Source organism: Streptomyces sp. NPDC111802, from assembly GCF_055634335.1.
This window is the reverse complement of sequence record NZ_JBVKCZ010000014.1, coordinates 118,475-137,302: the sequence shown is the minus strand read 5'-3', so window position 1 is coordinate 137,302 and position 18,828 is coordinate 118,475. Positions and strand designations below refer to the sequence as shown.

The 18,828-nt window shown below is 70.6% G+C and carries 21 protein-coding genes; 8 read left to right on the top strand and 13 right to left on the bottom strand.

What is annotated here, in order from left to right; genetic code table 11:
* Window positions 1-33: 33 nt before the first annotated feature.
* On the bottom strand, window positions 34-591 hold the full coding sequence (locus ACZ7NC_RS17990) for a flavoprotein (protein WP_471489308.1): 558 nt from the start codon (window positions 589-591) through the stop codon (window positions 34-36).
* A 22-nt stretch (window positions 592-613) separates the two neighbouring features.
* Complete coding sequence (locus ACZ7NC_RS17985; RefSeq protein WP_471489306.1) at window positions 614-1,072, bottom strand: nuclear transport factor 2 family protein; 459 nt, start codon at window positions 1,070-1,072, stop codon at window positions 614-616.
* Window positions 1,073-1,180: 108 nt separating this feature from the next.
* On the opposite strand from ACZ7NC_RS17985, the gene ACZ7NC_RS17980 reads away from it, so the two are divergent.
* Window positions 1,181-1,732, top strand: a complete 552-nt coding sequence (locus ACZ7NC_RS17980) for a TetR/AcrR family transcriptional regulator (protein WP_471489304.1) — start codon at window positions 1,181-1,183, stop codon at window positions 1,730-1,732.
* A 177-nt stretch (window positions 1,733-1,909) separates the two neighbouring features.
* Here ACZ7NC_RS17980 and ACZ7NC_RS17975 read toward each other — a convergent pair whose 3' ends face one another.
* From ACZ7NC_RS17975 to ACZ7NC_RS17965, 3 genes are all read right to left on the bottom strand, one after another.
* Complete coding sequence (locus ACZ7NC_RS17975) at window positions 1,910-2,092, bottom strand: ferredoxin (protein WP_471489406.1); 183 nt, start codon at window positions 2,090-2,092, stop codon at window positions 1,910-1,912.
* 69 nt (window positions 2,093-2,161) lie between these two features.
* The gene (locus tag ACZ7NC_RS17970; protein ID WP_471489302.1) at window positions 2,162-2,362 is read right to left on the bottom strand and encodes a ferredoxin; all 201 of its coding nucleotides are present in this window, start codon (window positions 2,360-2,362) and stop codon (window positions 2,162-2,164) included.
* 51 nt (window positions 2,363-2,413) lie between these two features.
* A complete protein-coding gene (locus ACZ7NC_RS17965) occupies window positions 2,414-3,622 on the bottom strand; it encodes a cytochrome P450 (protein WP_471489300.1) in 1,209 nt (402 codons plus the stop codon).
* 331 nt (window positions 3,623-3,953) lie between these two features.
* Here ACZ7NC_RS17965 and ACZ7NC_RS17960 point away from each other — a divergent pair, with 331 nt between their 5' ends.
* Together ACZ7NC_RS17960 and ACZ7NC_RS17955 are read left to right on the top strand one after the other, a co-directional pair.
* Window positions 3,954-4,577, top strand: a complete 624-nt coding sequence (locus ACZ7NC_RS17960) for a LysE family transporter (protein ID WP_471489298.1) — start codon at window positions 3,954-3,956, stop codon at window positions 4,575-4,577.
* Between the two features lie 97 nt (window positions 4,578-4,674).
* On the top strand, window positions 4,675-5,124 hold the full coding sequence (locus ACZ7NC_RS17955; protein WP_471489296.1) for a nitroreductase family deazaflavin-dependent oxidoreductase: 450 nt from the start codon (window positions 4,675-4,677) through the stop codon (window positions 5,122-5,124).
* A 109-nt stretch (window positions 5,125-5,233) separates the two neighbouring features.
* Here the strand turns inward: ACZ7NC_RS17955 and ACZ7NC_RS17950 are convergent, their stop codons facing one another.
* Complete coding sequence (locus tag ACZ7NC_RS17950) at window positions 5,234-6,205, bottom strand: cation diffusion facilitator family transporter (RefSeq protein ID WP_471489294.1); 972 nt, start codon at window positions 6,203-6,205, stop codon at window positions 5,234-5,236.
* Between the two features lie 106 nt (window positions 6,206-6,311).
* On the opposite strand from ACZ7NC_RS17950, the gene ACZ7NC_RS17945 reads away from it, so the two are divergent.
* Window positions 6,312-7,325: a glutathione S-transferase family protein gene (locus tag ACZ7NC_RS17945; protein WP_471489292.1), complete on the top strand. Its 1,014-nt coding sequence runs from the start codon at window positions 6,312-6,314 to the stop codon at window positions 7,323-7,325.
* 16 nt (window positions 7,326-7,341) lie between these two features.
* Complete coding sequence (locus ACZ7NC_RS17940) at window positions 7,342-7,653, top strand: DUF4235 domain-containing protein (RefSeq protein WP_471489290.1); 312 nt, start codon at window positions 7,342-7,344, stop codon at window positions 7,651-7,653.
* 58 nt (window positions 7,654-7,711) lie between these two features.
* Here the strand turns inward: ACZ7NC_RS17940 and ACZ7NC_RS17935 are convergent, their stop codons facing one another.
* Both ACZ7NC_RS17935 and ACZ7NC_RS17930 read right to left on the bottom strand, forming a co-directional pair.
* Window positions 7,712-8,104, bottom strand: a complete 393-nt coding sequence (locus ACZ7NC_RS17935) for a VOC family protein (protein ID WP_471489288.1) — start codon at window positions 8,102-8,104, stop codon at window positions 7,712-7,714.
* 112 nt (window positions 8,105-8,216) lie between these two features.
* The gene (locus tag ACZ7NC_RS17930; RefSeq protein WP_471489286.1) at window positions 8,217-8,957 is read right to left on the bottom strand and encodes a TetR/AcrR family transcriptional regulator; all 741 of its coding nucleotides are present in this window, start codon (window positions 8,955-8,957) and stop codon (window positions 8,217-8,219) included.
* 124 nt (window positions 8,958-9,081) lie between these two features.
* On the opposite strand from ACZ7NC_RS17930, the gene ACZ7NC_RS17925 reads away from it, so the two are divergent.
* The 3 genes from ACZ7NC_RS17925 (at window position 9,082) to ACZ7NC_RS17915 (ending at window position 14,334) form a co-directional block, all read left to right on the top strand.
* Complete coding sequence (locus tag ACZ7NC_RS17925; protein WP_471489284.1) at window positions 9,082-10,587, top strand: APC family permease; 1,506 nt, start codon at window positions 9,082-9,084, stop codon at window positions 10,585-10,587.
* A 21-nt stretch (window positions 10,588-10,608) separates the two neighbouring features.
* Window positions 10,609-12,243 (top strand): amidohydrolase, encoded by a 1,635-nt coding sequence (locus tag ACZ7NC_RS17920; protein WP_471489282.1) that lies wholly within the window; start codon window positions 10,609-10,611, stop codon window positions 12,241-12,243.
* Window positions 12,244-12,843: 600 nt separating this feature from the next.
* Complete coding sequence (locus ACZ7NC_RS17915) at window positions 12,844-14,334, top strand: hypothetical protein (RefSeq protein WP_471489280.1); 1,491 nt, start codon at window positions 12,844-12,846, stop codon at window positions 14,332-14,334.
* Between the two features lie 77 nt (window positions 14,335-14,411).
* Here ACZ7NC_RS17915 and ACZ7NC_RS17910 read toward each other — a convergent pair whose 3' ends face one another.
* Genes ACZ7NC_RS17910 through ACZ7NC_RS17890 form a run of 5 tightly spaced genes read right to left on the bottom strand, consistent with a single transcriptional unit; the run spans window position 14,412 to window position 18,753 of the window.
* Window positions 14,412-15,656 (bottom strand): cytochrome P450, encoded by a 1,245-nt coding sequence (locus tag ACZ7NC_RS17910; RefSeq protein ID WP_471489278.1) that lies wholly within the window; start codon window positions 15,654-15,656, stop codon window positions 14,412-14,414.
* Window positions 15,653-16,258: a GTP-binding protein gene (locus ACZ7NC_RS17905; protein WP_471489276.1), complete on the bottom strand. Its 606-nt coding sequence runs from the start codon at window positions 16,256-16,258 to the stop codon at window positions 15,653-15,655. Before ACZ7NC_RS17905 ends, ACZ7NC_RS17910 begins: the two co-directional genes overlap by 4 nt.
* Window positions 16,239-16,610: a DUF742 domain-containing protein gene (locus ACZ7NC_RS17900; RefSeq protein WP_471489274.1), complete on the bottom strand. Its 372-nt coding sequence runs from the start codon at window positions 16,608-16,610 to the stop codon at window positions 16,239-16,241. The genes ACZ7NC_RS17905 and ACZ7NC_RS17900 overlap by 20 nt, the downstream gene beginning before the upstream one ends.
* Window positions 16,607-17,017: a roadblock/LC7 domain-containing protein gene (locus tag ACZ7NC_RS17895; RefSeq protein ID WP_031485587.1), complete on the bottom strand. Its 411-nt coding sequence runs from the start codon at window positions 17,015-17,017 to the stop codon at window positions 16,607-16,609. Before ACZ7NC_RS17895 ends, ACZ7NC_RS17900 begins: the two co-directional genes overlap by 4 nt.
* Before the next feature lie 5 nt (window positions 17,018-17,022).
* The gene (locus ACZ7NC_RS17890) at window positions 17,023-18,753 is read right to left on the bottom strand and encodes an ATP-binding protein (protein ID WP_471489272.1); all 1,731 of its coding nucleotides are present in this window, start codon (window positions 18,751-18,753) and stop codon (window positions 17,023-17,025) included.
* Window positions 18,754-18,828: the final 75 nt, after the last annotated feature.

Here is an 18,828-nt window from a genome sequence, read left to right as displayed (position 1 = left end):
GCTCCTGCCTTCGGGGTGGGGTACCAGGCGAGCCTACGGCGCCCGGTGACGCTCCAGCATGTCCAGCGCCCGCTCCCACCCGAACTCCGGGCGTCGGCCGTCCTCCCCCGCCTCGCCGGTGTACGGCTCCCCGAAGCGCACGCCCATCCCTCGCAGCCGTATCAGGCTGTCCTGGTAGGCGGGATGGGCGGCGAGCGCGTCGGCCACGCAGGGCAGGACGGCGATGGGGACGCCGAGGCCGTATGCCTCGCACAGGGTGCCCAGGGCGAGGGTGTCGGCGATGCCGGCCGCCCATTTGTTGATCGTGTTGAAGGTGGCCGGCGCGACGACGACGGCGTCCGGTGGCGGGAAGGGGCGCGGATCGGCGGGGGTGCGCCAGGCGGAGCGGATGGGGCGGCCGGTCACGGCCTGTGCGGCGGCGGTGTCGAAGAAGCCGTTCACGGCGACCGGGGTCGCGATGACGCCGACCTCCCAGTCCCGCTCCTGCGCGGCGGTGATCAGCTTGCTGACGTCCACGGCGATCCCGGCGGCACAGACGACGACGTAGAGGAAGGGTCTCCGAGCCTGTTCATTCGCTGCCTGTTCGGTCACTTGGGAACCCTACTGAAAGGGGCTAACGCAGCGGGAAGGACAGTCCGCGCTCGTTCTCCGGTCGCGGGCCGAGGATGCGGCGGTCGTTCTCCTCGATCGGCACGTCGTTGATGCTCGCCTCGCGCCGGGTCATCAGCCCGTGCTCGTCGAACTCCCACAGCTCGTTGCCGTAGGACCGCCACCACTGGCCGTCGGCATCCTTGCACTCGTACTGGAAGCGGACCGCGATGCGGTTGCCGTCGAAGGCCCACAGGTCCTTGCGCAGCGCGTACTCGTGCTCGCGCGCCCACTTCGCGGTGAGGAACTCGACGATCTCGGCGCGGCCGGTGACGAAGGTGCCGCGATTGCGCCACACCGAGTCCTCCGAGTAGGCGAGGGCCACCTTGTGCGGGTCGCGGGTGTTCCAGGCGTCCTCGGCGGCCTGCACCTTCTGCGCGGCGGTCTCTCGGGTGAACGGCGGGAGGGGCGGGCGGTCGTTCATGGCGTCCTCCGGGGACGGATCGACGGTCGAAGCAAGGGAGAACGAGCGTTCTCACGATGGCTGCTACCGTAGGAGAACGCTCGTTCTCGCGTCAAGGAGTGGTCGTACATGGACAGCGCTACCGCCCGGGAGCACGCACTGGACGCCGCCGAGAGCCTGTTCTACGGGCGCGGCATCCAGTCCGTCGGCATGGACGACATCCGGGGCGCGTCCGGGGTCTCGCTGAAGCGGCTGTATCAGTTGTTCCCGGCGAAGGAACAGCTGGTCGAGGCGTATCTGGAACGGCGCGATGTGCGCTGGCGCGGTGGGCTCGCGGCCTATGTGGAGCGACAGGGGGACCCCGAGCGGCGGATCCTCGCCGTCTTCGACTGGCTGGAGGAGTGGTTCGGCGAGGAGGACTTCCGCGGGTGCGCCTGGATCAATTCGTACGGCGAGCTGGGCGCCCGGTCGGATCGGGTGGCGCAGCAGGTGCGGACGCACAAGGCAGCCTTCCGGGAGTACCTCGCCTCACTGGTGGCCGGGGCCGGGCTGCCCGACGCGCTGACCGGGCCGCTGTATCTGCTGGCCGAGGGCGCCATGGTCACGGCGGGGATAACGGGCAGCACGCGACCGGCCGCAGAGGCACGGGAGGCGGCACGGACGCTGCTGGCGGCGCGCTGAGATCGGCGGGTCCCCGCCGCCGGCCTCCCGGCCCGGGATCAGCACGCTGAAGCCGTCGTCGGCCCCAGAGAGGCACGGGAATCGGCGCAGTCGCGCCGCACTGAGATCCGGCGGGCGGGCCCGGCACCAGGTGCGAACCCGCCCGCGACTCAGGACGCCGAGCGAGGGGGACCCGCGTCAACTCCGCGCCTCGGGCAAGGTGATGGCACCCACCGGACAGGCTCGCGCGGCCTCCCGCACCATCGGGTCCCCGCGACCGTCCTCCCGGCCGGGAGTCAGAACACTGAAGCCGCCGTCGCCCACGGCAAACACGACGGCCCCAGAGGCACGGGAAGCGGCACGGTCACTGCGCGCTGAGATCCGGCGGGCGGGCCCGGCACCAGGTGCGAACCCGCCCGCCGCTCAGGACGCCGAGCGAGGGGCCCTGCGTCAACTCCCCGTCTCGGACACGGTGATGGCGCCCACCGGACAGGCCCGCGCGGCCTCCCGCACCATCGGGTCCCCGCCGCCGTCCTCCCGGCCGGGGATCAGCACGCTGAAGCCGTCGTCGTCCTGGGTGAAGACGGAGGGGGCGGCCAGGGCGCACTGGCCGGCCCCGACACAGAGGCTGTGGTCGATGTCGATGTCCATGTGACCTGATTCGTGTGTTTCGTGCGTTTCTTTGTGCATGACCGGAGCCTCTTACCAGGTCACGGGGAGTTCCAGCATCCCCTGGATCGTGTCGCCGGGTTTGAAGGGGATTTCCTCCGCAGGGACGGCAAGTCGCAGGGTCGGCAGGCGGTCGAAGAGGGTGCGCAGGGCGATCTCCATCTCGGCGCGGGCCAGGTTCTGGCCGAGGCACTGGTGGATGCCGAACCCGAAGCCGACGTGATGGCGGGCCGGGCGGTGCCAGTCCAGGGTGTCGGGGTCGGGGTAGACGGACTCGTCGCGGTTGATGACCGAGGTGGAGAAGAGCACCCCGTCACCCGTCTGGATCGTCTCGCCGCCCGCCTCGATGTCCTCGACGGCGACGCGCAGCATCCCGTCGGCGATCGACAGCATCCGCATGAGCTCCTCGACCGCGGCGGGCAGCAGCCCGGGATCGGCCCGCAACTCGGCCAGCTGGTCGGGGTGCTGAAGCAGGGTGAAGGTGCCCAGGGAGATCATGTTGGCCGTGGTCTCATGGCCGGCGACCAGCAGGATGATCGCGATGGCGATGAGTTCCTCGCGGTCCAGTTCGCCGTCGCGCAGCTGCTGGTGGACGAGTTGGTCCAGGACTCCGTCGCCGGCCTCGCGGTCCTTCTGTTTGCGGTCGATCAGTTCGTCGATGTACGTCTCCATGCGGGCGCGCGCCTCCAGGGTGTCGGCCGCAGTCGGGCCGCGCAGCAGCCGGCGGGACTGGCCCTCGAAGAACTCGTGGTCCGCGTAGGGAACGCCGAGCAGGGCGCAGATCACCATCGAGGGCACGGGCAGCGCGAAGGCGCTCACCAGCTCGGCGGGCGCCCCCCGGTCGATCATCGCGTCGAGCCGCTCGTCGACGATCCGCTGGATCCACGGACGCAGTTCCACGGCGCGCTTGAGCGTGAAGCTGGGGATCATCATCCGTCGCTGGACACGGTGTTCGGGGTCGTCCACACCCAGCAGCGCGCTCTTGCGACGGCGTGCCTCCGCGAAGCGCGCGGTGGGCGCGGGGAAGTCGGGCCGGGTGGGATCGGTGGACAGCCGCGGGTCGGCCAGCAGGGTCCGGGCGAGGCCGTGGCCGGTGACCAGCCAGACCAGGCGGCCGTCGTAGAGCTTCACTCGGGCCAGCGGGCGGGTGTCGCGGAGCGGGGCGTAGGCGGTGGGTGGGTGGTAGGGGCAGGTGCGGTCCTGCGGAAAGGCGACGGTGTGCGATTCCGTCATGTCCGTCATGGAAGTCCTCGCAGACGAAGGGTGCGTCATGCAGATCTTCATTAGATGCCTGGGGCATCTAGACGGGCGACGCCAAGTTCGGCCAGATCAGATACGCGGGCAATCTGGCCGGGGATGGTCGCACAGAGCTTCGGGTTCGGAGGTGGCCGACGGGTCCCCTGGCGTGGACGAACCGCCGCTCCGGCGAAATTCGATGGCCGCCGGGCCGTCCCCACCCGCAGAATCCGGCCATGTCTACGACCATCGCCTTCCTGCCGCCGACCGCCGCCGTTCGTCCGGTGCGGTCCCAGCAGCAGCCCGGCCGATCCGGGAGGCCCACGCTTCCCACGTCGTGACCGCCGCGCTCGTCGCGGGGCTGCTCGCGGGCTACGGCATCGCCGTCCCGGTCGGCGCGGTCGCGACCTATCTCGTCTCCCTCACCGCCCGTACGTCTCTGCGGACCGGGGTCTGCGCCGCCCTGGGCGTCGCCACCGCGGACGGGCTCTACGCCCTCGTGGCCACCCTCGGCGGCTCCGCACTGGCCGCCGCGCTGCGACCGGTCCTGGTGCCGCTGCGCTGGGCCTCCGCCCTGGTGCTCGCGGCCCTCGCGGCACGGGGCGCGGTCATCGCCGTACGCCACCACCGCGACCACCGGCTCGCCACCCGCTCCGCTCCCCCTCCCCCGAGCCCGGCGCGCGCGTACGTGGCGCTGCTCGGCATCACGTTGCTCAACCCGACCACCGTGATCTACTTCGCGGCCCTGGTCCTCGGCACCCGCGCGGCGGATGCCGTATCGCCCCTGGAACAGGGCGTGTTCGTCCTGGCCGCGTTCACCGCGTCGGCGAGCTGGCAGCTGCTACTGGCAGGGGGCGGGGCGCTGCTGGGGCGGGTGCTGACGGGGCGTCGGGGCCGGTTGGTGACGGCGCTGGTGTCGAGCGGCGTGATTCTGGCGCTGGCGGTGCGGATGCTGCTGTAGTGGCCGGACCGGTCGGCATCGTGCGGATGATTCGAGCATGTGCCGGTGTTGAATGGGGCGTCAGTGATCACCAGGACACGACGATGGGACCGATGTCATGCCTCTTGAGGGCGAGTACGAGCCCAGCCCGACCGATTGGGTGCGCAAGCAGGTGGAGCTGTACGAGAGCTCCGGTGGCACCCAGGGCACGACCCTGATGGACACGGGGATGCCCGTGATCCTGCTCACCACCCGGGGCGCCAAGAGCGGCAAGCTCCGCAAGACGCCGCTGATGCGCGTCGAGCACGAGGGGCGCTACGCCGTCGTGGCCTCGCTGGGCGGGGCGCCCAAGCACCCGGTCTGGTACCACAACGTCAAGGCCGATCCCCGTGTGGAGCTCCGGGACGGGACCGTGCTGCGGGACATGAGGGCCCGCGAGGTCACCGGCGCGGAGAAGGACGAGTGGTGGGAGCGGGCCGTCGCGGCGTATCCGCCGTACGCGGACTACCAGAAGAAGACGGACCGGACCATCCCCGTGTTCGTGCTGGAGCCCGTCGAGGAGAGCTGACCCGGGGGCCCGAGGACTCGCGGTCGGGGCCTCGGCGCCGGCTCAGCGGGGTTCCGGAAATATCTTCTGCCCGGAACGCATGAACCGGCCTTCGCCGGGCACACGTGCGTCAGGCCCCGCCGCGTTCCCCCGTCGCGGCGGGGCTTCCCTGTGCCTCCCGCGCGGTGCGTTCGGTCACGTCGAGGAAGATCTGGTCCGCCTCGGCGACGGTGTGGCCGATGGACCGTTTGATGCGGACGGCGACCTCCTCGACCTGTTCGCTGTCCAGGCCAGGCACCAGGTCGACGCGGGCCGCCACCAGGGCCGTTTCCAGGCCCGTCTTCATCGTGAACAGCGCCTCCACGCTGTCGATCTCGGGCTGTGCCGCCAGCAGCGCGCGGATCCGGGCGTCGGCCTCGGGATCGGCGGCCTCCCCGATCAGCTGGTCGCGGGCGTCGCGGCCCAGACGGTAGGCGATGAACACCAGCAGCGCGCCGATCGCGAGCGAGGCGGACGCCTCCCATACGACCTGCCCGGTGACCATGTGCAGCGCCATGCCCGCGAAGGCGAGGGTCACGCCCAGCACGGCCGTGGCGTCCTCGGCGACGACCGTGCGCAGGGCCGGGTCGCGCAGTCCGCTCGCGAGGCCGCCCTGTCGGTGCACCTGATGGAGCGCCCGCACCAACGACAGGCCCTCGGCGACGAACGCGACGCCGAGCACGATCATGCCCGCCACATAGCCGCCGAAAGTCTCCTCGGAGCCGTTGCGGAGCGCCTCGACGCCCTGGAAGAAGGAGAAGCAGCCGCCCATCACGAAGATGCCGACGGCTGCGAGCAGCGACCAGAAGAAGCGCTCCTTGCCGTAGCCGAAGGGATGACGGGAGTCGGCGGGGCGGCGGCTGCGGCGCAGCGCGGCCAGCAGGAAGATCTCGTTCATGCTGTCCGCCACCGAGTGCGCCGCCTCCGACAGCAGCGCCGGCGAGTGCGCGATGAGACCGCCGACCGCCTTGGCGATCGCGATGACGAGGTTGGCCGCGAGAGCCACCAGGACGGTGACCCGGGTCTTGCGGTCCGCTTGTGGTGCCTCGGTCGTCCTGCTCATTTAACGCCGACTGCCCCGATCGGTCGGGCTCACACGGTGCCGACGGCGGAAATCGGGGGACTCGGTGAGACGGAAAGCGCGGTCTGCCGAAGAGAGGAGCGCGGTCATGAGCGGCGGGGGCAACACCGCCTACGGAAGGAAGTCGTTCCAGCGGTCGAAGGCCCATTTCACGGACCGGATCACGGCGGACGGCCGGGACGGCCGACCGGTGGAGGCGGGCCGCTACCGTCTGGTGGTCAGCCGCGCCTGTCCGTGGGCGAGCAGGGCGGTGATCTCGCGGCGGCTGCTCGGCCTGGAGGACGCCCTGTCCATGGCGATCGCCGACCCGATCCAGGACGACCGCAGCTGGCGCTTCACGCTGGACCCGGACGATCGCGACCCGGTGCTCGGCATCCGCTTCCTCAGCGAGGCCTACGACCGGCGGGAGACGGACTACCCGGGCGGCGTCAGCGTCCCCGCGATCGTGGACGTGCCGAGCGGCGAACTGGTCACCAACGACTACCAGCGCATCACCCTCGACCTCGCCACCGAGTGGACGGCCCTGCACCGCGCGGGCGCGCCCGATCTCTACCCGGCGCCGCTGCGCGACGAGATCGACGAGGTGATGACCGACGTCTACGAGGACGTCAACAACGGTGTGTACCGGGCGGGCTTCGCCACCGACCAGGAGACGTACGAGGGGGCGTGCGCGCGTCTGTTCCGGCGGCTGGAGCTGCTGGCGGAGCGGCTCGCCGGGCAACGCTATCTGGTCGGCGACACGATCACGGAGGCGGACATCCGGCTGTTCACCACGCTGGTACGTTTCGACCCCGTCTATCACGGCCACTTCAAGTGCAACCGCTGGAAGTTGACGGAGAACCGGGTCCTGTGGGCGTACGTCCGCGACCTCTACCAGACGCCCGGATTCGGTGACACCGTCGACTTCGACCACATCAAGCGGCACTACTACCAGGTGCACAGCGGCATCAACCCGACCGGCATCGTTCCCCTCGGGCCGGATCTGGCGGGCTGGCTGACGCCGCACCACCGTGAGGAGCTCGGCGGCAGGCCGTTCGGCGACGGGACACCGCCCGGGCCGGTTCCGCAGGCCGAGGAAGTTCCTGCTCAAGGGCGGCCCTGACACCAAGGAGGCGCACGTGGCCAAGAAGACCGACAAGAAGAAGCTGAAGCTCCCCCTCGCCTACAAGCCCCTGGGCTTCGCGCTCGGCTGGGCGAGCGGGGCACTGGCGGGGCTCGCCTTCCGCAAGACCTGGATGGCGATACGGCACGAGGAGGACGCCCCCGACGCGCTGGACCGCGACCGCAGTTGGGGAGAGGTCCTGCTGGCGGCCGCGGTCCAGGGCGCGCTGTTCGCGATGGCCCGCAGCCTGGCGGACCGCACCGGCGCGAAGGCGATCGAGCGCTCGACGGGCGTGTGGCCGGTCTCCGACAAGGGCGGGCGGGACTGAGCGCCCGCCCCGGCCGGTCTGGAGACCGAGCGCACGCCCCGGCCGGCCTCTGGAGGCCTCAGCCCTGCTTCGGTGCCGCGGCGGTGGTGCGGCGCAGGGTGAAGGAGTGGCCGGCCGGGTCGGAGTAACCGCGCTCCTCGTACGGGCCCGGCGCGTCCTTCGCCTCCAGGGGACGGCCGCCGAGTCCGACGATCCTGCGCTCCACCTCGTCCAGGTCCTCCACCACGAAGTCGAGATGGGCCTGGAGGGAGTTCTCGGGGCGCGGCCAGCTCGGCGGGGTCGCGTTCGTGTCGCGGCGGAACGCGAGCCGGGTTCCGTCGGCGCCCCTGATCTCGACGCGGTTGGCGGCGGCGTCGGTCTGCTCGCCTTCCAGTAGTTCCGTGTAGAACACGGCGAGCTTCTCGGGCTCGGCACAGTCGAGCACCACGAAGCCCGCTTTCACCATGGGCATGGCTCCTCCGAAGGGTCCTGGGCACGGCACGGTCCTGTCCCGCCGCCCTGTACCCCCACGGGTGTCCCGGCCAGGCCGTTTCAGTCCGCCACCAGCGACGCCCCGTCCCGCATCAGCTCCCGACCGTCCGGTTCGGGTGTCCGGCCCGGGACCGGATTTCCCCGAGCCGGGCCGAGGCGGCGCTCAACAGCAGGTCCAGGGCAGCCGGATAGGAGCTGCGCGGCATGTCCGCCACGAGATGGCGGGCCGTAGCGGCGATGTGCGGGTGGGTGTCGGCGGGCAGCCGCGCGTACGTCCCCCGCCAGACGGCCGCCTCCGCCTCCCGCGCCGCCTTCGGCATGGCCGCGCTCGCGGAGTCGAGGGCACCGTAGGCGAGGGCCTGGTCGACGAAGGCGTGGTAGATCCGCACCGCTTCCGCGTCGGGGAAACCCGCGCCGCGCAGCACGCCGAGGATGGTCTCGACGGCCTGGATCTCGTACGCCCGCCCCGTCACCCGGTACGAGCTCAGCACCGCCGCCCGGGGGTGGGCGAGGGCGCCGGCGTGCATGCGCAGGCCGAGATCCCGCAGGTCGGCGCGCCAGTCGCCGCTGGGCCGCCAGGTGCGCAGAGTACGGCCGATGAGTTCGTCGGCGATGGCGAGCATCAGGTCGTCGGTGTGCCGGAAGTACCGGTACAGCGAGCTGGGGTCGGCGCCGAGGGCGCGGCCGAGCCGGCGCACCGAGAGGGCGTCGGCGCCGTGCTCCTCGATGAGTCTGAGGGCGGTCTCGACGATCAGGTCCTCGGACAGCACGACACCCTGCTTGGTGGGGCGTCTGCGCTGCCGGGCGGCGGACGGGACGACGCGCTCGCTCATGGACTGCCTCCCTCGGGCCGGTGCCCGCACCTTATGACAACACCGTTGACCTGTTAAGCCCCCGTTCAGTTTCATGTCCGCTCATCGGGGCCGTCCAGGCCCCCGGTGCGAGCGGAGACCGGTCATGTCCGATCAGCAGCCCCACAGCGTCGATCCCCCAGCGCGGCCCGAGCTGCGCAAGACCCTCGGTGTCCTGGACGGCGTCGCCATCGCCGCGTCGAGCACGGCCGCGACCACCAGCATCGGCATCGGCCTCGGGGTCACCGCGGGCGTGGTCGGTCTGCACCTGCCGGCGATCATGCTTCTGGCGTTCCTGCCGGTCCTCGGCATCGCGGGCGCCTACTCCCGGCTCAACAAGGTCGAGCCCAACGCGGGCAACGGCTATGTGTGGGTGGGCCGTTCACTCACCCCCTGGCTGGGCTTCATGGTCGGCTGGGTGAACATCGTGGCCGTGGTGGCGTTCCTCGCGTACACCACGGCGGTCACCGGCTCGGCCCTGATCCAGCTGGCGGGCGATGCCGGGCTGCACCGGGTGGGCGGGCTCGCGCTGGACGCCGGTTCGACCGCGCAGACCACGGCGCTCGGCATCCTGGTCCTGGCGGCCGTGACGCTGACCGCCGTGACCGGAATCCGCACCGCCGCGCGACTGCAGGCCGGACTGCTGGTCTTCGAGTACGTCGTCCTGCTGGGCTTCTGCGGATACGGCATCGTCACCGGCCCGCACGACTTCAGCCTGAGCTGGTTCGACCCGTTCGCGATCCCCTCGGCGACCGCGCTCGCGCAAGGGATGCTGCTGTCGGTGTTCTGCTACTGGGGCTTCGAGTCCGCGTTCAGCGTCAACGAGGAGGTGCGCGACCCGCGCGACGCGTCCCGGGCCGGAACCACCACGTTGTTCACCATGCTGGCGCTGTTCCTGCTCGGCTCACTCGCCTTCCAACGCGTGCTGTCCGAGGAGGAGTTGGTCGGCCACGGCGCCGAGGGCCTCGCCTTCTTCGGCGACCGGCTGGCGTCCCAGCCGTGGGCCGCGCTCCCCCTGATCGCCCTGATGTTCTCGGCGGTCGCCTCGCTGCAGGCCGGAGTGATCCCCACGGCCCGGGCGATGTTCGCGATGAGCCGGGACCGTACGCTCGGGCCGGTGTGGTCCAAGGTCAGCCCCCGGTACGGGACTCCGGCCGCCGGGACGGTGCTGATCGGCGCGCTGGCGGCGGCGGTGGCGGGGCTGGCGCTGGTCATCCCCCGGCTCGCCGACATGATCATGGCGACGGTGAGCGCGGTGGGCATCGTGGTCGCCCTGTCGTACGCCCTCACGGCCCTCGCGGCAGCCGTGCGGTTCCGCGCGCTGCTGCGCGAGGACTGGCGGCAGGGGGTGCGCGCGGTGGTCCTGCCGACGCTGAGCGCGGCCGTGCTGCTCGGACTGGGCGGGTATCTCGGCTGGTCGTTCTACACCTCCGCGGACCACTTCGAAGTCAGCGCGGACAACGGCTGGTTCCTGCTCGTCACTCCCCTGGCGATGATCGCGTCCGGCTTCGTGGCAGCCGCGTGGGCCCGGTGGGTGCGCAGGTCGCCGTACTTCCGCACCGGCAAGGGCACCGACGCCGACGCGCCGCGGCTTCTCGCCACCTCCCGATAACTCCCTACCAGGAAACGGAACATGCACGCAGATCTCCTCTTCACCGGCGGCCCCGTACTCACCCCCGAGGGCCGCACCGCGACCGCCGTGGCCGTCACCGGCGACCGCATCACGGCCGTAGGACACCAGGAGGTGCACGATCTCGCCGGACCGCGGACCGAGGTGGTGGACCTCGCCGGGCGGCTGCTGCTGCCCGGGTTCCAGGACGCGCATGTGCATCCGGTGCCGGCCGGGCTGGAGCTCAGCCAGTGCGACCTGACAGAGACGAAGACGGCGGCTGACACCCTCGCCGCGGTGCGCGCCTACGCCGACGCGCACCCCGAGCGGGAGTGGATCAACGGTGGCGGCTGGTCGATGGAGGCATTCGAGGGCGGTACGCCGACGAAGGAGCTGCTGGACACGGTGGTGTCCGACCGGCCGGTGTATCTGCCCAACCGTGACCATCACGGCGCCTGGGTCAACAGCCGTGCCCTCGCGCTGGCGGGCATCACGCGCGACACGCCCGACCCGGCCGACGGGCGGATCGACCGGGACGCCTCGGGTGAGCCGAGCGGGACCTTGCAGGAGGGGGCGATGCAGCTGGTGGGGCGGCTCACCCCGGCCGCCACGCCGGCGGACCGGGTGGCGGCCCTGCTGCACGCCCAGCGGCATCTGCACGCGCTCGGCATCACCGCCTGGCAGGACGCGCTGGTCGGGGAGTTCCTCGGCATGGACGACCCGTCGCAGGCGTATCTGGCCGCCGCCCGGGACGGCTCGCTGACCGCGCGTGTCGTGGGCGCGCTGTGGTGGGACCGGGAGCGTGGCGCGGAGCAGATTCCCGAACTGGTCGAGCGGCGCGAGGCGTTGAGCCACGGCCGCTTCCGGGCGGGCAGCGTCAAGCTGATGCTGGACGGCGTCGCCGAGACCGGCACCGCGGCGCTCCTTGACCCCTATCTCGACAAGTGCGGCTGCGCCACCGCCAACCGGGGCACCGCCTTCATCGACGCCGAACAACTGCCCAAGTACGTCACCGAGTTGGACGCGCTCGGCTTCCAGTGCCACTTTCATGCCCTGGGCGACCGGGCGGTACGCGACGCGCTGGACGCGATCGAGGCCGCGCGCGCCGTGAACGGACCGAGCGACACGCGGCCCCACCTGGCACATCTCCAGGTCGTCCAGCCCACCGACGTGCCGCGGTTCGCCCGGCTCGGGGCGACGGCGAACATCCAGCCACTGTGGGCCGCGCACGAGCCGCAGATGGACGAGCTGACGATTCCCTTCCTGGGGCCCGAACGGGCCGCGTGGCAGTATCCGTTCGGCACGCTGCTGCGCTCCGGCGCGCGGCTGGCGGCGGGCAGCGACTGGCCGGTGAGCAGCCCGGATCCGCTCCAGGGGATCCATGTCGCGGTCAACCGCATGACACCCGACGCCGACGACACGCCGGTGTTCCTGCCCGGCGAACGCATCGGACTCGCCGAGGCGTTCACGGCCTACACGGCAGGCTCGGCGTATGTGAACCACCTCGACGACACGGGCGAGGTGCGCGCGGGAGCGCTGGCGGACCTCGTGGTCCTGGACCGCGATCCGTTCGACGGGCCGGTCGAGGCGATCGCGGAAACCCGTGTATCTCTCACTTACATCGGGGGCGCGCGAGTATACGCAGCTCAAGAGGCTTGAGCAGTAACGGACATCACGGTCCGGTTACGCGTAGATCATTTACGCTCTGGGCAGTCTCGTAGCGCTTTGCGGTTCAACTTTCGTATCACGAAACCCAGTTCGAGTGCGCGGGCGGTCACGGTGACCGCCCGCGCGCAGGAGCGGGGGGACTTTGCGCTGCCCTCTCCCGAAAGGAAACACATGCCGCAGGACGTCCGGTTCGATCTCCCCTTCGACAAGGGCGGGCCGTTCATGGGAGGCCGCCGGCGGTGTCGCGGATGAATCTGCCGTGGACGAGCGGCTCGCCGCGTTCGAGAACCGGGCGGGCAACCACGGCCGATCGATTCCGTTGCCAGGACCACAGCTTGAAGGGAGACCGGTGTGAATTCTCGAGTCGTAGGCGGTGGTCCGGAGACGTCCACCGACAGCTTGCTCCCGGCGCAGCCAAGCGCCCAGCTCCAGCCGGCGGAGGCGGGGAACAACCTGGCCCGCCTCTTTGCGAAACACGTCAATGGGTGCACGGAGCAGTACCGAGATTGCCAGAACGCCGCTCAGCAGCGGCTGGACGCACTCGGATCCCCCCACTCCAGCACCACGCTGCATGTGGAGGGAGCCCTCCATATGGCGCCGCGCGCGTTCCTCCCGCCCGACGAGGAGGGCTACGCCAGGTTGAGGCGACTCGACACCAGCCTGCGCGTGATCGAAGCGGCCTTCCCCCAAGTCAGCACCGATATTGAGGTCTGCCGACTGACCTGCATGATGCTGGAAGGGGCCTGGAGGAGCCGGGCACTCACCCCGCCGCGCGAGGAGGAGCAAACAACCGCCTGCACGTGCCCCCTGTGCCGCCGGCTGCCCACGCCCCCCGCACGCACGCTGGCTGACTACGGTTGGCGGCAGAGCGCCGGTCGTCCCCTCACCGTCAAGACCTGGCCGTACCACCGGGAACTCGACAGCGTCCTGACCGGTGGATGGGTCTTGGCCCGCCAGATGAACGACCTTGAACGAGACCTTGGCTACCGCCACCGCTTCGAGGACGACATCCTGCTCTTCCACGAATACAAACGCGTGATCGACACCATAGACACCACGCACCTCACCCAACTCATCGAAGGCCGCTTGGCCGAGAATTTCAGCACCAACACCGCACGGGCCCTCGTCTGCGGACTCTACGCAGCCCATAAGCGTTCCGTCGACGAGTACTGGCTCCAACAGCATCACGCGGGCAGCGTCGTACTCCCCCAGACCAACCCACTGAGCCAGAGCACCTACTCGCTCCTGCAGATGATGGACTGCCTGTTCTGGCATGTCTCGCCCGACACCGAACTCTGGCAGGAAGAACACCTCGCCTCCCTGCTGTTGTGCCGCGTCGTCGACGACATGGTCGACGTACGAGCAGACGCCCTCACCGGCGAGATCAGCAACTTCTGGCTCGCCGACATGCCCTCCCACACCAAGGCCCTCTACGCTGCCAGCGCCATTGCCCTCATCAAGTACGGCTGCATGCCCGAGGCGCATCCCCCGATGTGGAACACGTGGCTGATGACCAGCACCATCGTCTGGTTGGGGCTCACGGGCCGCCACGCCCTGTGGTTCGACGGCATCACCCAGAGCCTCCCCCCGGCCCAGGACTGCCCGCTGTGCGACCTTCAGCCCAACGCATGCACCGGCATCCTCACCCACGGCACCACCCTCACCATCGCCCCGCGGCCCACCGCACCAGCTCTGAGCCCCCGGACCGCCGAGCTGTCCGCTCGCTGCCAAGCCCAATACCCCGAGACATGGCCCCTCTTCGACGCCGAGCTCCATGCCTTCGAAGCACTGCACGGCCCCTGGCACGGCAACACCGACAGCACATGGGAGATCCTGCGCCGCACGTACATCGCCGCCGTGGAGGCATCCAGCGCCGCACCGTCCACGGCCCGCGCTCGTGATGTCCAACAAGACTCCGGCGCAGTCGGATCTGAGTTCTTCTACGCCCTGCACGAGCGTGAGACCGGGAGGGAGGACACCGCACTGCTCGCCTACATGTTCGGCTGTGCCCACCCGCATTTCCTCTGGAACGCCACGGGATACCGTCCCACGGACCTCGCAGGCGACTGGCTCGACGGCTGACGCCTCAATCCTGTTCCAGAAACCAGTAGATGCCGCTGCCCGGACGGGTTACCCGTCCGGGCAGCGGCGTCTGAGGGCTATACCTCGAACTCGACCGGCAGGCTGTCCAGCAGGGACATCCAGGTGGACGCGGTCGAGGTGAGCTCCTCCGGCGGCACGGCCAGGCGCAGGCGCGGCAGACGGTGCAGCAGGACGTCCACCGCGATCTCGATGATGGACATCCCGATGTTCTGCCCGGGGCACTCGTGCGGGCCCGCGCCGAAAGCCAGGTGTGCCTGGTTGCCGTGCACCGAGACACCCGGGTCGGGCCGGATCGCGGGGTCAAGGTTGCCCGGGGCGAGACCGAGCACGAGCAGGTCGCCCTCCTCGATGCGGTGCCCGCCCAGTTCGACATCGCTGGCGGCGAAGCGCCCCGGCAGGACGGCCAACGGCGGAGAGTTCCACATGGCCTCCTCGATCAGCGCCGAGATGTTCAGCTCACCGCTGATCAGCCCGGCGAGCCGGGAGGCGTCGGTCAGGACCAGCTCCAGCACCCGGGCCAGCAGGTTGGTCGTGACGTGCGCAGCGATCAGCACCGCGCGCAGGTGGGCCACGACCTCGTCGTGGTCGAGTGCCGCGTGATGCTCCAGCAGGCCGGTGGCGAGGTCGGAACCGGGTTCGGACCGCCTGCGCTCGGCGAGTTCACCGAAGATCTCCCTGATCACACCGTCGTGCATGACGGCGTCCTCGCCGCCCTTCATCACCTGGGCGCAGGACTCGACCAGGCGACGCCCTTCCGCCTCGGCAAGCCCCAGAACGCGGGCGATCACGAGCATCGGCAGATAGTCGGCGTAGTCCGCCACCAGATCGGCGCGGCCGGAGTCCGCGAACGCGTCGATCTGCTTGTTGGCGAAGTGCGTGGCGTGGCGCCGGACACCGCGGCCGGCGGCGGACTGCAGCCCGTCGCTGACGGCACCGCGCAGTCGGCGGTGAGCCTCGCCGTCCTGGGACACACAGTCGGGGCGCCAGGCGAGCATGGGAACCAGTGGAGAGTTTTCCGCGACCCGGCCTTCCCGCCAGTCCCGCCAGATCCGCGCGTCCCGGGGGAACTGGAGGGGATTGTTGAGCACTCGCCGGCTGTCCCGGTAGCCCAGTACCAGCCAGGCGGGGATGTCGCCCTCCAGCAGCACCGGCGCGACGGAGCCGTGCTCCTTGCGCAGCCGCTCATAGATGCCGGCCGGGTCGGTCGCCGCCTCCGGGCCGAACAGCCTGGTGACGTCGGTCCCATGACCGAAGGGGCAACCGCGGGGCGCATCGGGATCGTTTAAGGGCTGGGCGTTCATCGGGACTCCAGGGCGACGGCTGAGCGATCCTTCAAGTGGCGTATCAGGGCGACGAGGACGTCACGGCTGGAGGCCCGGTCGCGGGCGTCGCAGGCCACGACCGGGATGTGCGGGGAGATGTCGAGGGCGTCCCTGATCTCCTCGACCGGGTAGTCCTTGGAGTCGGGGAAGACGTTCAGCGCGACGACGAACGGCACGTCCTGCCGCTCCATCTCCTCGATCGCCCGGAAGCTGGAGGCGAGCCGGCGGGTGTCGACCAGGACGACCGCGCCGAGGGCGCCCTTGAACAGGCCGTTCCACAGGAACCAGAAGCGTTCCTGCCCGGGGGTGCCGAACAGGTACAGCATCAGGCTGTCGTTGAGGCTGATCTTGCCGAAGTCCAGGCTGACGGTGGTCTCCGTCTTGTCGGCGACGCCGATGAGGTGATCGACGTCGGCACTGGCCTGGGTGAGCGTCTCCTCGGTGGTAAGCGGCTTGATGTCGCTCACCGAGCGCACCATGGTGGTCTTCCCGGTGCCGAAGCCGCCGGCGATCATCACCTTCACCGAGCGGGTGCCGCCGGCACCGGGCCCGCCGGGCTGGTCAAAGCCTTTGAAGTCCACTGAGTACCTCCTCAAGGAGCGCGAGGTCGGGCCCGCGACCGACGCCGTGCGCCGGGATGGGATCACGGGCTTCGACACGGCCTGCCTCCAGCAGATCCGTCAGCAGCACCGCGAGAATGTTGAAGGGCAGTCCGAGGTGGGCGCCGAGTTCGGCCACCGACAGCGGATCGCGGCAGCGCCGGAGGATCTCCTCGTGCTCGTGCTGCATCCCCGGTCCGGGGGCGGTGCGGGAGACGATGAGGGTCGCCACGTCGAGACTCGACGCCGAACCGCCCGGCCCGCTACGGCCCCGCGTGAGGACGTAGTAGCGCTCAAGACCGGACGGATTCGTGGGCCGGCGGGGAGCACTCATCCAGAGTGCTCCTCCAGGCGCGGAGTGGTGCCGAGCAACTCGCCCATCCTGCGCGCCAGGTCCCTCATCTGATGGCCGAGCAGGCCCTGGTCGAGGCCCTCCCGGGCCAGGACGCCGAGATAGGTCTCCACACCGGCCCGCACGACGAAGAGGTGGCCGCCGTCGACCTCGATCATCGCCAGCCTGAGCTGCCCCGCGTACTTGGGGAACTGCTCGGCGACCGGCTGGGCCAGCGCCTGGAGGCCGGCCACCACGGCCGCGAAGCGGTCCACGTCGTCGGGGTCCTCGGCACCGTAGGAGGTGATGGCCTTGCCGTCGCTGGAGGCCACGAGGGCGAAATTGATCTCCTGGATGCTCTCCACCAGGTCGCGGAGCGCCCAGCTCACGTCGGTTCCCTGTTGCGTCATGGGGACTAGTCGCTCTCTTCAGTGCGGTGCTGCTCGGTGGACTCGCGGCCGTCGGCCGTCGCGCCTTCCTCGCCGGCCTCGCGGCCCGCGGTGGCGAAGGCGGCCAGGCCGGCGAAGGACGCGTCGGGCGGCACGGCGACGACACTTGTCGTCTCCTCGGTCCGCTCCAGGCGCTCGGCCGGCTCGTGGCGTCCCGCCTCGTGCCGCTTGCTGCGGCGTCGGGGCAGGCCGCCCGGCGTGGTGTCCACGGCGTCGGCGGGGTCGGCCGGGGCCGTCGTCGTGACGACGTCCGGCTCGCGGGCCGGGGCGGAGGCGCCGGCCTGTGCCGTCGGTGCGGTCGCCGCCGGGGTGGCGGAGGCGGCCGCGGGCAGCGGGCTGAAGTACTTGTGCGGGACCACGACCACCACCGAGGTGCCCAGCCACGGCGAGTCCGCGAAGGTGACGCGGATGCCGTACCGGCGGGCGAGGATACCGACGACGCGCAGACCGATGTTCGCGTCCTCCGAGATACCGCCGAGGCCCGCGCCCTGCGCGGTGCCCGAGAGGGCGTGCTCGGCCTCGCGCTTCTTCTCCTCGCTCAGGCCCTTGCCGGAGTCCTGGATCTCGATGCCGACGCCGTTCGGGACCTCCTTGCCGGAGACGACCACCGGCTCGGTGGGCGGCGAGTAGCGGGCGGCGTTGTCCAGGAGGTGGGCGAAGATCAGCGTGAGGTGGTCCACCAGGCCGCCGTCGACGCCGAGTTCGGGCAGATGGCGTACGTCGATCCGGTGGAAGTCCTTGATCCGGCCGATACCGCCGCGGACCACGCTGAGCAGGCGCTGCGGCTCCTGCCACTGGCGGCCGGGCCGGTCCGAGCCGCCGAGGACGCTGATGCTGGCGGCGAGACAGTCGGCGGGGCCGATCGCCTGGTCGAGCTCCATCAGGCCGCGGGCGACGGCCGGCAGCCGGCCGTGCTCGCCCTGGAGGTCGTGCAGCCGGCCGCGGAGCTTGCTGGTCAGCACGTGGATACGGTTGCCGATGCCGACCACGGCCTGCTCGGCGGAGGTGGAGCGGTTGAACTCCTCCTCGACGCCGATCAGTGAGGTGCGCAGGACCTTGCGCAGGTTGGTCTGGAGCTCGGCGCTGACCTTGGCGCACTGGTTGACGCTCGGCAGGACGTCGTCGATGGAGTCGCCCTCGCGCAGTCGGCGCAGCGCGTCGGGCAGTTGCTCGTCGGCGAGGCGTGTGACGGCCTGCAGCTGGTGGGCCAGCTGCTCCTGCCAGATCTCGGCCTGGTCGGCGAGCTGGGCCTCGTAGGACCGGGCCTGGGCGGCGATCCGCTCCTCGTAGGAGCCGCTCTCCTCGGCCAGTCGCTCCTCGTACGCGCGGGCCTGTTCGGCCAGTTGGGCCTCGTAGGCACCGGACTGTTCGGCCAGACGGCCTTCCAGTGCGGCGCGCTCGGCGTTGTACTTCCGCTCCAGGCCCACCACATGCTGCTGCCACTGCTGGGAGTGCTCGGCCTGCGAGGTGCGGAAGTCGCCCTCGGTCCGGCGCAGCTGCGTCCGGGTGCGGAGCAGGAGGCGTACACACACGGAGCTGGCGGCGGTGGCGGCGGCGCCGGCGACGGCGGTGGTTATTCGCTCCGAGCTCATGAACGTGGCGGCAACGGTCCCACCTCCTAAAGCGAGTGGCATGAGCCACCAGCTGTACCAGGCGACAGGGGGCCGCGCCGCCGGCGGCGGTGTGGCGAGTTCCATCTGCATCCTTCGAGGCGACGATCGAACAAGGGGGGTGTGCTAGGCGATCGCACTCATGAGTACGCACCGCGAGAT

What these genes read in the sequence shown, in the direction of transcription:
- ACZ7NC_RS17985 (WP_471489306.1), bottom strand. Translation starts at nt 1,072, where the DNA reads ATGAACGACCGCCCGCCCCTCCCGCCGTTCACCCGAGAGACCGCCGCG.
- ACZ7NC_RS17980 (WP_471489304.1), top strand. Translation starts at nt 1,181, where the DNA reads ATGGACAGCGCTACCGCCCGGGAGCACGCACTGGACGCCGCCGAGAGC.
- ACZ7NC_RS17970 (WP_471489302.1), bottom strand. Translation starts at nt 2,362, where the DNA reads ATGGACATCGACATCGACCACAGCCTCTGTGTCGGGGCCGGCCAGTGC.
- ACZ7NC_RS17965 (WP_471489300.1), bottom strand. Translation starts at nt 3,622, where the DNA reads ATGACGGACATGACGGAATCGCACACCGTCGCCTTTCCGCAGGACCGC.
- ACZ7NC_RS17955 (WP_471489296.1), top strand. Translation starts at nt 4,675, where the DNA reads ATGCCTCTTGAGGGCGAGTACGAGCCCAGCCCGACCGATTGGGTGCGC.
- ACZ7NC_RS17950 (WP_471489294.1), bottom strand. Translation starts at nt 6,205, where the DNA reads ATGAGCAGGACGACCGAGGCACCACAAGCGGACCGCAAGACCCGGGTC.
- ACZ7NC_RS17945 (WP_471489292.1), top strand. Translation starts at nt 6,312, where the DNA reads ATGAGCGGCGGGGGCAACACCGCCTACGGAAGGAAGTCGTTCCAGCGG.
- ACZ7NC_RS17935 (WP_471489288.1), bottom strand. Translation starts at nt 8,104, where the DNA reads ATGCCCATGGTGAAAGCGGGCTTCGTGGTGCTCGACTGTGCCGAGCCC.
- ACZ7NC_RS17930 (WP_471489286.1), bottom strand. Translation starts at nt 8,957, where the DNA reads ATGAGCGAGCGCGTCGTCCCGTCCGCCGCCCGGCAGCGCAGACGCCCC.
- ACZ7NC_RS17925 (WP_471489284.1), top strand. Translation starts at nt 9,082, where the DNA reads ATGTCCGATCAGCAGCCCCACAGCGTCGATCCCCCAGCGCGGCCCGAG.
- ACZ7NC_RS17920 (WP_471489282.1), top strand. Translation starts at nt 10,609, where the DNA reads ATGCACGCAGATCTCCTCTTCACCGGCGGCCCCGTACTCACCCCCGAG.
- ACZ7NC_RS17915 (WP_471489280.1), top strand. Translation starts at nt 12,844, where the DNA reads ATGGCGCCGCGCGCGTTCCTCCCGCCCGACGAGGAGGGCTACGCCAGG.
- ACZ7NC_RS17910 (WP_471489278.1), bottom strand. Translation starts at nt 15,656, where the DNA reads ATGAACGCCCAGCCCTTAAACGATCCCGATGCGCCCCGCGGTTGCCCC.
- ACZ7NC_RS17900 (WP_471489274.1), bottom strand. Translation starts at nt 16,610, where the DNA reads ATGAGTGCTCCCCGCCGGCCCACGAATCCGTCCGGTCTTGAGCGCTAC.
- ACZ7NC_RS17895 (WP_031485587.1), bottom strand. Translation starts at nt 17,017, where the DNA reads ATGACGCAACAGGGAACCGACGTGAGCTGGGCGCTCCGCGACCTGGTG.
- ACZ7NC_RS17890 (WP_471489272.1), bottom strand. Translation starts at nt 18,753, where the DNA reads ATGGAACTCGCCACACCGCCGCCGGCGGCGCGGCCCCCTGTCGCCTGG.